General features: G+C 63.5%; 19 protein-coding genes and 1 pseudogene. 12 read left to right on the top strand and 8 right to left on the bottom strand.

Annotated features, from left to right (window positions below; translation table 11 throughout):
- Nucleotides 1-171, bottom strand: a pseudogene (locus A2J02_RS28620) (EamA family transporter); the annotation flags it as partial.
- Between A2J02_RS28620 and A2J02_RS08545 the strand changes: the two are divergent.
- A complete protein-coding gene (locus A2J02_RS08545; protein WP_068049275.1) occupies nt 170-1,564 on the top strand; it encodes an aminotransferase-like domain-containing protein in 1,395 nt (464 codons plus the stop codon). The pseudogene A2J02_RS28620 and the gene A2J02_RS08545 sit on opposite strands and share 2 nt — an antisense overlap.
- Here the strand turns inward: A2J02_RS08545 and A2J02_RS08540 are convergent.
- Nucleotides 1,557-1,832 carry a PLD nuclease N-terminal domain-containing protein gene (locus A2J02_RS08540; protein ID WP_082898662.1) on the bottom strand — a complete coding sequence of 92 codons (276 nt, stop codon included), beginning with the start codon at nt 1,830-1,832 and terminating at the stop codon, nt 1,557-1,559. The two genes, A2J02_RS08545 and A2J02_RS08540, sit on opposite strands and share 8 nt — an antisense overlap.
- Nucleotides 1,833-2,109: 277 nt before the next feature.
- Here A2J02_RS08540 and A2J02_RS08535 point away from each other — a divergent pair, with 277 nt between their 5' ends.
- Both A2J02_RS08535 and A2J02_RS08530 read left to right on the top strand, forming a co-directional pair.
- Complete coding sequence (locus A2J02_RS08535) at nt 2,110-2,688, top strand: hypothetical protein (RefSeq protein WP_197477976.1); 579 nt, start codon at nt 2,110-2,112, stop codon at nt 2,686-2,688.
- 65 nt (nt 2,689-2,753) lie between these two features.
- The gene (locus A2J02_RS08530) at nt 2,754-3,377 is read left to right on the top strand and encodes a luciferase domain-containing protein (RefSeq protein ID WP_068049273.1); all 624 of its coding nucleotides are present in this window, start codon (nt 2,754-2,756) and stop codon (nt 3,375-3,377) included.
- A 20-nt stretch (nt 3,378-3,397) separates the two neighbouring features.
- Here the strand turns inward: A2J02_RS08530 and A2J02_RS08525 are convergent, their stop codons facing one another.
- Entirely contained in the window at nt 3,398-4,018 is a 621-nt protein-coding gene (locus A2J02_RS08525) for a TetR/AcrR family transcriptional regulator (protein ID WP_068049271.1), read from the bottom strand.
- A gap of 55 nt (nt 4,019-4,073) precedes the next feature.
- Between A2J02_RS08525 and A2J02_RS08520 the strand changes: the two genes are divergently transcribed.
- Both A2J02_RS08520 and A2J02_RS08515 read left to right on the top strand, forming a co-directional pair.
- Nucleotides 4,074-4,508, top strand: a complete 435-nt coding sequence (locus tag A2J02_RS08520) for a PaaI family thioesterase (RefSeq protein WP_068049268.1) — start codon at nt 4,074-4,076, stop codon at nt 4,506-4,508.
- Nucleotides 4,509-4,547: 39 nt separating this feature from the next.
- Nucleotides 4,548-5,006: a DUF6194 family protein gene (locus A2J02_RS08515; protein ID WP_068049266.1), complete on the top strand. Its 459-nt coding sequence runs from the start codon at nt 4,548-4,550 to the stop codon at nt 5,004-5,006.
- On the opposite strand, the gene A2J02_RS08510 is transcribed toward A2J02_RS08515, so the two are convergent.
- Both A2J02_RS08510 and A2J02_RS08505 read right to left on the bottom strand, forming a co-directional pair.
- Nucleotides 5,007-5,906: a transketolase family protein gene (locus tag A2J02_RS08510; protein ID WP_068049264.1), complete on the bottom strand. Its 900-nt coding sequence runs from the start codon at nt 5,904-5,906 to the stop codon at nt 5,007-5,009.
- Entirely contained in the window at nt 5,906-6,586 is a 681-nt protein-coding gene (locus tag A2J02_RS08505) for a thiamine pyrophosphate-dependent enzyme (protein ID WP_068049262.1), read from the bottom strand. The genes A2J02_RS08510 and A2J02_RS08505 overlap by 1 nt, the downstream gene beginning before the upstream one ends.
- Nucleotides 6,587-6,734: 148 nt before the next feature.
- On the opposite strand from A2J02_RS08505, the gene A2J02_RS08500 reads away from it, so the two are divergent.
- From A2J02_RS08500 to A2J02_RS08475, 6 genes are all read left to right on the top strand, one after another.
- Nucleotides 6,735-7,106 (top strand): VOC family protein, encoded by a 372-nt coding sequence (locus A2J02_RS08500; RefSeq protein ID WP_068049261.1) that lies wholly within the window; start codon nt 6,735-6,737, stop codon nt 7,104-7,106.
- A 57-nt stretch (nt 7,107-7,163) separates the two neighbouring features.
- Nucleotides 7,164-7,508 (top strand): hypothetical protein, encoded by a 345-nt coding sequence (locus tag A2J02_RS08495; protein WP_068049260.1) that lies wholly within the window; start codon nt 7,164-7,166, stop codon nt 7,506-7,508.
- Between the two features lie 14 nt (nt 7,509-7,522).
- The gene (locus A2J02_RS08490) at nt 7,523-7,996 is read left to right on the top strand and encodes a GNAT family N-acetyltransferase (protein WP_068049258.1); all 474 of its coding nucleotides are present in this window, start codon (nt 7,523-7,525) and stop codon (nt 7,994-7,996) included.
- 71 nt (nt 7,997-8,067) lie between these two features.
- Nucleotides 8,068-8,775, top strand: a complete 708-nt coding sequence (locus A2J02_RS08485) for a class I SAM-dependent methyltransferase (protein ID WP_231911425.1) — start codon at nt 8,068-8,070, stop codon at nt 8,773-8,775.
- 91 nt (nt 8,776-8,866) lie between these two features.
- The gene (locus tag A2J02_RS08480) at nt 8,867-9,151 is read left to right on the top strand and encodes a DUF1490 family protein (RefSeq protein WP_068049254.1); all 285 of its coding nucleotides are present in this window, start codon (nt 8,867-8,869) and stop codon (nt 9,149-9,151) included.
- 19 nt (nt 9,152-9,170) lie between these two features.
- The gene (locus A2J02_RS08475; RefSeq protein WP_068049252.1) at nt 9,171-11,351 is read left to right on the top strand and encodes a heavy metal translocating P-type ATPase; all 2,181 of its coding nucleotides are present in this window, start codon (nt 9,171-9,173) and stop codon (nt 11,349-11,351) included.
- A 46-nt stretch (nt 11,352-11,397) separates the two neighbouring features.
- On the opposite strand, the gene A2J02_RS08470 is transcribed toward A2J02_RS08475, so the two are convergent.
- Together A2J02_RS08470 and A2J02_RS08465 are read right to left on the bottom strand one after the other, a co-directional pair.
- On the bottom strand, nt 11,398-11,655 hold the full coding sequence (locus tag A2J02_RS08470) for a DUF3297 family protein (protein ID WP_068049250.1): 258 nt from the start codon (nt 11,653-11,655) through the stop codon (nt 11,398-11,400).
- Nucleotides 11,656-11,817: 162 nt separating this feature from the next.
- Complete coding sequence (locus A2J02_RS08465; RefSeq protein WP_068049248.1) at nt 11,818-12,048, bottom strand: hypothetical protein; 231 nt, start codon at nt 12,046-12,048, stop codon at nt 11,818-11,820.
- Nucleotides 12,049-12,211: 163 nt separating this feature from the next.
- Between A2J02_RS08465 and A2J02_RS08460 the strand changes: the two genes are divergently transcribed.
- Nucleotides 12,212-12,748, top strand: a complete 537-nt coding sequence (locus A2J02_RS08460) for a hypothetical protein (RefSeq protein WP_068049247.1) — start codon at nt 12,212-12,214, stop codon at nt 12,746-12,748.
- On the opposite strand, the gene A2J02_RS27155 is transcribed toward A2J02_RS08460, so the two are convergent.
- A partial coding sequence (locus tag A2J02_RS27155) for a DnaB-like helicase C-terminal domain-containing protein (RefSeq protein ID WP_331712140.1) occupies nt 12,745-12,917 on the bottom strand: 173 nt, incomplete at its 5' end. The genes A2J02_RS08460 and A2J02_RS27155 overlap by 4 nt on opposite strands.

Genomic DNA, 12,917 nt, shown 5'->3' with positions numbered 1-12,917 from the left:
GACCACAGCGCGTCCAGTTCCGACGAAAAGCGGGGACAGGCCCCCGGTGACGGCGACGCGGGTCAGCGGCACCGTGAACGAGAACGCTGTGACGCCTGCCAGGCCCCAGAGCAGTCCGGCGCGGGATAGCAGACCCGTCCCAGACCGAGTAGCGCTACTATGCTGTGTCATGTCCGACGATAGCAGTTCCCGGATCGTGTCTGCACTGAGAATATGGATTGCGACTGCGCCACCGGAAGCCCGGCTGCCGTCCACCCGCGCCTTGGTCGCCGAACATTCGGCAAGCCCGGTCACGGTTCAGAAGGCCCTCCGCACGCTCATCGCACAGGGCACCATCGAAAGCCGGCCTGGCGTCGGCACATTCGTCAAGACGGTGCGCACAGCCCGCCCCAACGATTACGGATGGCAGACTGCAGCTCTGGGAGCGCCGGACAATCGACTGCAACTGCCGGCGGCTCTGCAGTCGACCTCCAGCGACGTGATCGCTCTGCATTCTGGCTATCCTGCTCGAGAGTTGTTGCCGGAGCGGCTCGTTCACGCGGCATTCACCCGCGCCTCCCGCACCGACGCGGTGATCGCCCGACCGCCCACCGCGGGTCTACCGGAACTGCGGGCATGGTTCGCCGCCGAGTTGGGGGCGTCGACACCGTTGGGCATCACGCCACCGTCGGCCAGTGACGTCGTCATCATCCCCGGCAGCCAGACCGGACTCAGCACGGCATTTCGGGCCCTCGTCGGCGCTGGGCGGCCGTTGCTCATGGAGTCCCCGACGTACTGGGGCGCGATCCTTGCTGCCACGCAGGCAGGTGTCCGCGTCGTACCGATACCCAGCGGCGTCGACGGTCCGGACCCCGACGCGCTCGCTCGGGCATTCGCGCACACCGGCGCTCGGGCGTTCTATGCCCAACCCACGTTCGCCAGCCCCACCGGTGCACAGTGGTCGCCTGCATTGTCCGAACAGATCCTCGCCACTGTTCGACGCCACGGCGCGTTTCTGATCGAGGACGACTCTGCCCACGATTTCGGCATCACCTCGGAGCCGAGTCCGCTGGCCGCACGGGACGACGGCGGGCATGTCGTCTACCTTCGCTCACTCACCAAGACGGTGTCACCCTCGGTTCGCCTGGCAGGCCTGATTGCTCGCGGGCCCGCACACGAGCGCATCCTCGCCGATACGGGGGCCGAATCGATGTATGTCAGCGGGATTCTGCAGTCAGTCGCGCTCGACGTGGTGACGCAGCCTGCCTGGCGAACCCACCTGCGGCGGTTGCGTGCTCAGCTGGCTTCGCGTCGAGACTTGTTGGCGAACAGCCTCATCGAGTTCGCACCGCGTGGACATCTCGACGCGGTGCCCCGAGGTGGACTCAATCTCTGGATGCGACTGAGCGACGACGCAGATCTGGAAAGCGTTGTGCGCGAATGCAAATCGGCGGGCGTCATCGTCGGGGCCGGCGACGACTACTTCCCCGCCGAACCAACCGGAAAGTACCTTCGACTCAACTACGCGGGCCCCAATCCCGGAGAGTTCGCCGACGCGGCGCGCACGATCGGCTCGATCATCTGAGACCGTTGGAGGCATCGACGGCAAACGTCGACTTCCGACCCCACACGAACCAGACCAGGGGACCGAGGAACGGGAACGCCAGTACGACGAAGATCCACACTGCCCGGCCGGCGACGGTGTAGTTGGGCGACCGGATGATGCTGACCAACGCAGCAACGAACAGCACGATCGCGCCGAGCACTGCCACCAGAACGACGGTTCCCAACCCCCACCCCAGCACCTGCTCGGTGGTGGACGGTTGCTGAGACAGAAATGTTACGGCGTGCATGACGGTTCCTCCGATATAGCTGTTCCGTTGACCTGGTCAACGTTACGAACCAGCAGGCTGCGCCACATCGGTCTGCGTGGGTATTTCGTCGTACATCTCGAGATGTACGACGCGGTCGGGATCGGCTCCGTTGTTCAGTCGACCGAACGACACAAGTCTCTGGGGCACAGAGTATTTGGCTCCGAACGATCATCCGAACAAGGGATATCCGACGCGGTTCCGTTGTGTCACCATCGCTGAGACGGACAGCCCGTCCAGTACTTTCGGTGGAGGAATTGTGTCGAGCAAGAGTGGAATTCGTAAGAACCTGGCGCGCCGTTCGGTGGCGGTGGCCCTGACCGCCGCAGCGTTCACATTGGCCGCGCCCGCGTCGGCCCTGGCCCAGCCCGAACTCGGCCCGATCGTCGACAGCGGAAGCGCCATCGTCGACAGTGGCAGTGCGATTCTCGACGGCGGGAACACCATCGACAACGGTGTACGCATTCTCGGCAGCGGAAGTGCCATCGCCGGCGGCATCCTCGGGATCGACACGGGTTCGGCGAACGCAGGTATCGCGACCCAGCAGTGCAACGCCTCGACACTGTCGGGAGAAGAGGGCGTGACGGAGACCCTGCACGAGTTGGGTCGAACCGGACCGACGTCGTTCGTTCTCAGCTACGACACCGTCGACGTTCCCGATCAGATCGAAGTGTTCTACCAGGGCGCACTGATCCACAACACCGGCTATGTCGGCGGCAGCACCGGCGTCGGCTCGGTGGTGGTGGCAATTCCGCCCGGCGCCGCAACCAATGTTCTGGTGCGCGTCACGGGACCGGTCGGCACCGTCTGGACCTACACCGTGAGCTGCCCGGCCTGAGAGAGCTACCCACGACAGGCCCCTCCGGGCTACGTTGTCACTGAACGACGTGACCTGGGGGGACTGTGCAGAACGTCAAGAACGACTACGCCGCGTGGATGGAACTGGGGCCGGGCGGACTTCCCGCGAACGTGGGCGGCTGGCTGATCACCACTGCCCTGAGGCCACTTGCTCGACGCGATCCACTGACGGTCGCCGGCACATCGAGTCCTGGGCTGCACTGGTATCTCGAACAGCGCCCCGGGACTCGGCCGGCGATCGCGCCGCACCCCATTCCTCATCGCCAGCTCACCGATCGAGGTACCCCTGCTTCGATCGAGCGTCTGACTGCCGCCGTCAACGAATACGCCGGATCGGAATCGCCGTTTCACATGGAGCGCAGTCGATTCGAGCGACGAGGCGACGCGCTGTACGTCTCGGACATCAACGCTGCCGCGCCGTGGATATCGCGAACGAAGGGGGAGATTCTGCACGTACACGAGAGCGAAGGCTCGATGCACGTGGTGATGCAGCCGGACGACGCCCAGACCGTCATCTCCGCCGGGTGGGGTGAACTGCACCCCTTGGCCGGACGCCCGATCCTCGGACTACCCGAGACCTACGTCTTCCTCTATGCACCAAGAGATTCCGACGACATCCACGGAATCGAACAGATCATCCGACGCGCGGTCTCCACCGCGAGAACCTGACTCTGCACAAGAGCGGACGATCACCGGTTTTCGTTGGACGCGCCTGTCAGGTGACGGAGCATATCGGCCCGCGTGATCGCGAGCATCGCGTCGAGCATCGGTTGATCGACGATGCGTCGCTGTCGCAGTGACACGGCGCCGTTCATCGCCGCCCAGGCATTCAGAACCAGTGCACGGGGGACGACGTCGGTACCGGCGTTCTCCACCGCTCGCGTCACCGAATCGATGAGTTCTCCGAGTGCAGTGTCGATCCTGTTCTTCGCCTCACCGACCGATACGGACTCGGACTTGTCCACATCCGTCAGCGCCAGCAGTCGCAGCGCCAGTGGATTCTCGCGGTGGAACGCGATGTATCGGTCGAGGAACTCGGCAACCACACGGACGGGGTCGACCGCGTCGATGGGTGCAGACATCTGCTCGACGTGAGTGAGCGCAGTTCGCCACGCCAGTGCCGCATAGACGTCGACCTTGCCTGCGCCGAAGTTGGCGTAGATCGAACTCACTGCCACATCTGCTGCTGCAGTGAGCATCTCGATCGTCGTTCCGCGATAGCCGTGCCGAAGGATGAGCGTCTGACCGGCGTCGAGCACAGCGTTGTGGGTTCGACGCTTCCGCTTGTCGGTGGGGGTATCCAAGACCATAACTTTATCGTACTCTGATTCCGATATCGGAATCCAATTACGATAGAGGGTAGTGATGACAACCAACGACGTACAGGCACCGGACAGCGGCAGCGCGGCGATGGCCATGTTTCTCCCGCAGTCACCGTTCGTGCAGCAACTGGGCATCGAGCTGGTCGACATCGACGAGGGCACAGCTCGGCTGCGGCTGCCATACCGCGATGAGCTGTCCACCGTCGGCCAGATGCTGCACGGCGGCGTGATAGCCGGCTGCATCGATATCGGGATCATGACCGCCGCATGGGCCGGATCCGCAGTGCCCGAGAAGCTTCGGGGCGTCACGGTCTCCATGTCTGTGCAGTTCATGGAGCCGGTCTACGCCGAGGGTGTCGACATCGTCGGGACCCGGATGCACGCGGGCCGGAGCCTGAAGACATGTCGAGTCGACATCGTCGGGACCGAATCCGGCCGCCTCGTCGCAACCGGTACGGGAACCTACAAAGTGGGCTGAACTCTGGGCAGAAGCTGCCGAACATGTGACGATCGATGAATGACACTCGACGACATCGTGAACGTGGTCGCCAGCTTCGAGGGCACCGTGACGCAGCGCCCACGAGAGGGTGATGGAACTCCCGAACTTGCTTGGGGCGATGCGTTCTTCTACTACTCACCCGACGGGACGATCCCGACGACGCAGCCGTTCGCAACCATCGTGACCAAGAACTATCCGGGTGACGAATTGTCCCAACTGAACAGGCCAGGCGCGTTCCGCGTCAATATCGTTGCAGGAAAGCAGGATTTCGAGAGGATTCTGGGAATGCCGCCCCGCGACGCGGCCCACGCACCCCAGGCCGACAGCGACGACGTCATCGCCGCCCACCCTCAGTACGGCACCGCCGGTTGGCTTTCGGTGGTCAACCCGTCGGCGCAGACCGAGACACACGTTCGGGAACTACTGGACTCCGCCTACAACGTTGCCAAGAGCAGATACGAACGACGCCAGGGCTGATCAGCCGAAGAAGTCGTCCATCGATCGGGACAGCCCTTCGACGTCCAGGCCGTTGGCCCGATCGTGTTCGGCCACTGTGCCGTACTTGCGACGCTCTCCGGGCTCCACCCCGATTCCCGACACCCGATGACGCACATCGGCCAAGGCTCGATCAACCTGCAGCACAGACGTTCCCGCGAGATACGGCTCGACGATCATGATGTCCGGCGCCGTCAGCCTCTCTCGTAGAGTGGCACTGTCGAAGGGCCTGATCGTCGACGCATGCAGCACCGTCAGGTCGCGGCCTTCGGCCGCGTTCTGCACCCGATCGGTCATGGGCCCGACGGAGATGACGGTTCCCGAATTGCCCTGCTGCAGAACGGTGAACATCCCGTCGGACCGTCCGTAAGGGCGATCGTTGCACACCCCGTCGAGCCTGATGTACACGCGATCGTCGGTGGCCGCCGCGCTGTGCAGCATCCACTCGACCTCGTCTACGTGACCGGGGACGTGGACCGTCCACTCGCCCAGCGTGTCGAGGAGTGCGACATCTCGCTGACCGAAATGTGTCTCGCCGCCCTGCGGCCATCCGTAGGACCCGCCCGAGCTCACCAGGATGGCACCGACGCCCTGGTGCCCCAGATCGAGCTTCACCTGCTCGAAGGGTCGCTCGATCAGAAACGGCGGGAAGGTATGCACGATCGGCCGCATTCCGGCCAGGGCCAGACCGCCCGCCACACCGATCATCGCCTGCTCTCTGATGCCTACGTTGATCACCCGCGATCGGATACCGGGGGTGAGGTGCGGTTCGAGATATCCGACTCCGATCTCCGCCAGCACCAACGCTGTTCGCTCGTCCTGCGCCAACAATTGGGGCACCAGACGGTAGAAGTGCTCACGTTGGTCCAGCAATGCACTCATCAGCTCTCCTTCTTTTCGACATGAGCGACCACCACGTGCGGACGGTCTGGGTGATCGGTGCGAAAGGCCTCGCGGAGAGCATCGTGGTCTCGACCGTCGACGTCGGAGGTGTGCCACCCCTCGACGGCGAAACGCGACGCAATGCCGCCGGGCCAACCCAGACCGGCAGAATCGTTGTCGATCACCACGGCGGTCAGGTTGCCCAAATTCGATCGCGCAGCAAATTGAATGGCTTCCATATTGCTGCCCTCGTCGAGTTCCGCGTCGCCGATCAGTACGAAGACTCGGGCGATTCTCTTCTGAATACGCAGCGCAACAGCAGTTCCGGCGGCCAGCGCCAGACCATGACCGAGCGATCCCGATCCGATATCGACCCCGGGAATGAGCGTGCGGTCCGGATGATTACCCAGCGGAGAGTGGTAGCTGCCGAACGACGCGAGCTCGGTGGGCGTCAAGAATCCACGTGCCGCGAGCACGGCGTAGTACGCCATCGGGCCATGCCCCTTGGACAGATAGAACCGATCACGATTCGGGTCATCGGGATTCGTAGGATCGAGCCGCACTATGTCGGAGTACAGCACCCACAATACATCCAGCGTCGAAGTGGCACTGGTGCTGTGCTTTTCGTCGCCCGTCATCAATGTCATGAGTTGCGGTAACTCGTCGTAAGTCCTCTGCATGACCCCACCTTGCAACCTCGAGCGCACTCGAGGTCAAGAGCTCCGTGGGTGGTGCGGTCAGTGTCCAACATTAGCGCTCCGAGGCGCTTTCCAGATTCTCGAGCGGAATTGTGGACACTGAGCGCACCACCGCCCGTAGTCTCCAGACATGCCGCGAACACACCTCGCTGTAGCGGGGACGTCCATCGACTGCGCCGAGCCGGCAGAGCTGGCTCGCTTCTACCTCGCCCTACTCGGTGGAGAGCTGTTGTGGGAGAACCCGTCGAGCTCGGGCATACGCACGCAGGCAGGCCTGAACATCGTTGCGCAGAAAGTAGCGAACTACATTCCGCCCGTGTGGCCGTCGACGTCGATCGTGCACTTCGACCTGGACGCGGGAGGGGACCTCGCGGGATCTGTTTCCTACGCGGTCGAATGCGGAGCGACCGAGGCGGCGGACCAGCCTGATCCGCGTTGGCGCGTTCTCCTCGACCCTGCCGGACACCCCTTCTGCATCACCACGGAGGTGTTCGACGGTTGACGGTCGATACCGAATTGCGACGCTGAGTCGTTGCCCGTACCGGGGTGCGGTGACAGCATGAAAGGCATGAAGGCCGAAGAACGCCCCTGGAAGCGTTACGGGCTTGCCGTGTTGCTCGCCGCACTCGCGTTCCTGACGATCAGCGACCTCGTATCCGATCCTTCTGCCTGGAACTGGTCGAAGCTGGTTGTGCTGGCTGTAGCCGGTCCGTTCATCTGGTATAGAGAGAGCCGGCCCCGGACGTCCCCGGAAAAGATCGGGCCCAAGGCCGTACCCGCCGAGGATGTCGACGCGGTGGTCGAAGAATCCGGCAGAACTGTCCACGCCATCAAAGCGCTACGAGAGATGCATCCCGGTCTCGGACTGCGCGACGCCAAGAATCTCGTTCAACCGGATCACTGACGGGGGAGAAGTCGATGACATCGGTCAGCGGTACACGTGCCGTCCAGGATCCCGCCGAATTCATCGAGGCTGCGCAACTGTTGATCGATTTCAATCGCGAGTACGACTACCCGGTGCCCGAGCCCGACTGGCTTGCAGCACATCTCGACACTCTGGTGAAGTCCGGCGACACCAGCGTGCTGACGTTCGGGACTCCCGCCATCGGTGTTGCAATACTGCGCTTCCGGACCGGTACGCTGAGCGCAGACCTCGAGGCCTACCTGGCCGAGTTCTACATCCAGCCCGGTCTTCGCGGGAAGGGCTACGGCACAACCTTTCTCGATGACGTCATCCAGCACGCGCGCGGCAGGGGTGCCACCTACATGGACCTCAATACCTCAGAGGACGACGAGGCGGCGCGACACGTGTACGAAAAGCGCGGGTTCGACTGCCACGAAGGCCGCGGCGAGGGACCGAAGGCTCTCTACTACGAACTCGAACTGAACTGACGCAAGAGATGTAGCCTGACTATATGGTTAGCCGAGATAACAGCTCTACGTCGTTCGGGACCGTCGCCGACGTGTACGAATCTGCTCGCCCCGAATACCCGTCAGCCGCGGTCGAGTGGCTGTTGGAACCCGTTCTCGAGATCGGCAGGCGTCCTCTTGTCGCCGACGTCGGAGCCGGCACCGGCAAGCTCACCCGCATCATCGTCGCTGCAGGGTGCGATGCCGTCGCCGTCGACCCTGATCCCGCCATGCTCGACGCCCTGCGCGACGCAGTGCCCGGCGTTTCCGCCCACGTCGGCACTGCCGAGTCCCTCCCGTTGGAAGACGGAAGCGTGGATGCCGTCCTGCTCGGACAGGCCTGGCACTGGGTCGAGCCAGTGGCCGCGTCACGCGAGATCGGCCGGGTTCTTCGCCCTGGCGGCACCCTGGGACTGATCTGGAACCTTCGCGACGAATCGCAGCCGTGGGTTCGGCGACTGAACTCGGTGGCCTCGCGTGGTGGAGCCCTGACCATGTTCGACGACGGTCCACCGCCGATCGCAGAACCGTTCCATCAGCTCGACGAAAAGCGGTGGGCGTGGTCGCGGACTGTGACTCGGTCCCAGCTGACCGACCTGGTTCGGTCGCGCAGCTTCTACATCACTGCCACCGCCGATGAGCGCAACCGCATCGACCAGGATCTCGCCGCACTGTTCGACGAACTGGGCCTGAACGGCTCGACGACGATCGACCTTCCCTACGTGACCAGAGCGTTCCGCACCACGATGCCGATCCGATGATGCTTCCCGCGACCCCGGAAGTCGCCACAGCCGAACAAAACGAATACGATTCCCAATAAGTGGGTCAGGTTCGAATTCGAGGAGCTACAACATGGCGTTTCCGATCATCGTCGCGAAGGCAGTATCGACGGTCGTAACAGGCGCAGTCGGAGTCGCCGCATACAACGGTGCCAAGAAGCTGTACGACAAGGCTCCCGTCCGCAAGGCTGCGGTATCGGCAACCGAACTCGGTCTCCGCGCCGCACGAAAAGCCGAAATTCACGCCGAATCAGCGCGTTTGGCCGTGTCCGATGTCGTTGCGGAGGCACGCGACCGGCTCGGCGAAGAGGTACCGCCACCCTCGGCCACCGAAGTCGGCCACGGCCACTCGCACTGACCGCGACAGCACGCCGATTATGACGACGCTCGTCGAACACTCGCTCGATGCGGTTCCCGACCGCGCGGATGGCATCGAAATCCTGTCCGACGCAGCCGGCCGCATGCGGCTCCGCGTCGACTGGCTGCGGTCCAGTCCGGGTCGCGCGGTCGCCGTCGAAGACCACGTCGACAAGATTCGCGGCGTGCGGGCCGTCCACGCGTATCCCCGCACCGCATCGGTTGTGGTCTGGTACTCCCGCACCCGCATCGACCGGGCAGAGTTGTTCGACGCAGTGAACGCCGGTCGCACCACCGACTGGGGACTCGTACCAGTCCGTAGCCCACGGTCTGCGGACGTCAACAACGGCGACGTCCTGCGCATGACCATCGGCGGAGCCGCGCTGGTCCTGCTCGGCTTCCGTCGCTACGCCTTCCGGCGGCCACCCATCCTCGGCCCCACCAGCCGTGTCGTGGCCACCGGAGCCACCATCTTCACCGGCTATCCGTTCCTGAAGGGAGCGCTGCGCTCGCTGGCCGGAAACCGGTCCGCCGGCACCGACGCGCTCGTCAGCGCTGCCACTGTGGCAAGTCTCGTACTCCGCGAGAATGTCGTTGCCCTGACCGTGCTGTGGCTGCTCAACATCGGCGAATACCTGCAGGAGCTGACCCTCAAGCGCACTCGTCGGGCAATCTCCGATCTCCTGACCGGCACGCAGGACACCGCATGGATCCGGCTACCCGACGGTTCCGAGATCTCCGTGGACGTCGATCGGCTGGAGATCGGCGACGAGGTCGTCGTGCACGATCACGTCGGCGTTCCGGTGGACGGGACCGTCGTCGACGGGGACGCGGTGGTCGACCAGTCGGCGATCACCGGTGAGACACTGCCGGTATCGATCGTTGCAGGCGACCGCATCCACGCTGGATCCGTCGTGGTTCGTGGCCGCATCGTCATCCGCGCGTCTGCGGTGGGCCGCGATACGACGATCGGTCGAATCATTTCCCGTGTCGAGGAAGCGCAGGAAGACCGCGCCCCGATTCAGACTGTGGGAGAGAACTTCTCACGTCGGTTCGTACCCGCGTCGTTCATCCTGTCGGCTCTCACGCTCGTTGTCACCCGCGATGTCCGACGAGCGATGACCATGCTGCTCGTCGCATGTCCGTGCGCGGTAGGGTTGTCGACTCCGACGGCCATCAGTGCCGCTATCGGAAACGGTGCTCGCCGAGGCATTCTCATCAAGGGCGGATCGCATCTGGAACAAGCAGGCAGAGTCGATGCCTTCGTGTTCGACAAGACCGGAACCCTCACCGTCGGGCGCCCCGTCGTCACCAATGTCGTGTCTTTTCAGGACGACTGGGAGCCTGAGCAGGTACTGGCGTACGCGGCCAGTTCCGAAATCCATTCTCGACATCCGTTGGCCGAGGCCGTGATTCGCAGCACCGAGGAACGCCACATCGTCATTCCTCCGCACGAGGAATGCGAGGTGCTCGTCGGTCTCGGCATGCGCACCGTCGCAGACGGCCGGACCTTGCTGCTGGGCAGTCCTTCGCTGCTGCGCAGCGAGAACGTCGACGTGTCCGAGTATGCAGCCGACTGGGTTTCGCGACTTCAGCGTCAGGCCGAGACCCCATTGCTTCTCGCAGTCGACGGGGTGTTGGTCGGGTTGATCAGCCTGCGCGACGAGGTCCGGTCGAATGCTCTGGACGTACTGAACGCCCTTCGCGCCGACGGTGTGGAACGCATCGTCATGCTCACCGGAGATCACCCCGAGACCGCTGCGGCCGTAGCCGCCGAACTGGGCATTGCCGAGTGGCGAGCCGAGGTGATGCCCGACGACAAACTCGAAGCCGTCCGAAAGCTACAAGAAGAGGGCTACGTCGTCGCCATGGTCGGAGACGGCACCAACGACGCTCCCGCCCTCGCCGTCGCGGATATCGGAATCGCAATGGGCTTGGCGGGCACCGATGTTGCCGTCGAGACGGCCGATGTAGCTCTGGCCAGCGACGACCTGACACGGTTGCTCGACGTTCGCGATCTCGGCCGACATTCGGTGTCCGTCATCCGGCAGAACTACGGAATGTCGATCGCTGTGAATGCACTGGGCCTCGTCGTCAGCGCCGGTGGAGCACTGTCTCCGGTGCTCGCCGCGATTCTGCACAACGCATCCTCGGTCGCGGTGGTGGGCAACAGCTCACGACTGATTCGATACCGAATCTGATCAGTAGCGCCCGAACGCGAGGGCGATGTGCTCGGTACCTAATCCGCTACTTCGCGCCGCGGAAGTACGGTTCGACCGTGCCCTTGAGCTTGACGAGCATGGGATTTCCGAAGCGATCCTTCGCGGTAGGGACTTCGACTCGGACCCAACCCTCGGTCACGTTGTATTCGCGCACACTGGTCTTCTCGACGCCATTGAAGCGAATACCCACGTCCCGCTGAAGAACTTCTTCGTTGTAGAAGGGGCTCCGCGGATCGATCGAGAGGCGATTCGGTGGAACGTCTACGTTCTGGTCCTCTGGCATGGATCACTTTCGTCGAATGCGGCGTCAGGTGCTCGGTTGATTCACAGCGAGAATACGCGACCCAGCGTTGGACCAGCGCCGTTGGTGTTGGTTCTCGACCTCAGAGATGCTGTCCGCGCAGGTGCACAGAGCGAGAGTTGTTCTCAGACATTGGAGCTCAGGTCAGTCGAGAAGTGCGGCGGGGGTGCTGCAACCGACACTTCCCATGACCGTGCAGTGGCCCGGCAGGAAGATTCGAATGATGTCGTCGACCTGCTCGATGGTCAGACCCGACGATCCGAACGTCGGTGGCGTCGGGTCGCTGGGAGCAGCCGATGCGGACGGGGCTGCGCTCAACATCGCCAAAGCGACGAAGCTGGATACGACCAGGGTGCGTACGCGGTTCGATTTCATGTTCGGCCTCTCATCGGATCGGTGGCGTCACCATAAACCGAACGATAGGTTTGTTCAACCCCTGTTCGCACAAGAGCGAAGGCTGATAGCTGCCGGTGTTGCACCGGGCTGTGGGGTTGCAGACCGTTGACGGTCGACGCCGATCGAGCGCAGACTCGGGTTCATGGATCTGGAGCACCTCGTCGTCGCCGTCGGCGACCTCGTTATCGGGCGAGGCACACTGGTGGCGGACTCCGATGGTTCGCTGTTCATCGAACCCGATACTCCCGGTCGGGCAGCGGAATCCTCGAGTGTGGCGCGGCTACCGTTGAACGGCTCCGATCTCGATGCCTCCGCGGCCGGCAACCTGGTAGCCATTCGCGGAACCTTCCGGGCGGACGGAATTCATCTGCGCGACATCAGGATTGTCGAGGCGACTCCGTTTCCCGGCGCGCCCACACTGAGAATTCCTGAACCACTCCGCACGAACTGGACTCGCGCGGACGTACTCGACACAGTCGAACATGACATGCCGGCAGCAAACGAACTGCTGGCCGGTAGCGGCGGGACTAGGAATCCCGACGGGTCGGACACGTTCACACTCTTCTTCCTCTGCATAGACGACGCGGCCGCCGCTTGGCTGCGCCGTCCTCACCCCGGCCTGATCGACGTGTGGACCGCACTGACCAAAGATCTGCGGTCGGCCGACCGATCCAACTAGCCCCGCGCCATGTCCACGAATCTGGACAGGTGAAGCTGGTGTGCCACGGTGATTGTCGCGGTCGGACCGTTACGGTGCTTGCCGAGAATCAAGTCGGCCTCACCGCCGCGGGGGTCGTCGCGCTCGATCGCGTCGGGGCGGTGCAGCAGAATCACCATGTCGGCGTCCT

It is taken from the genome of Rhodococcus sp. EPR-147, assembly GCF_001647185.1.
GTDB lineage: Bacteria > Actinomycetota > Actinomycetes > Mycobacteriales > Mycobacteriaceae > Rhodococcoides.
Note: the sequence above shows the minus strand (reverse complement) of the source record. Positions and strands in the feature narration are given on the sequence as shown.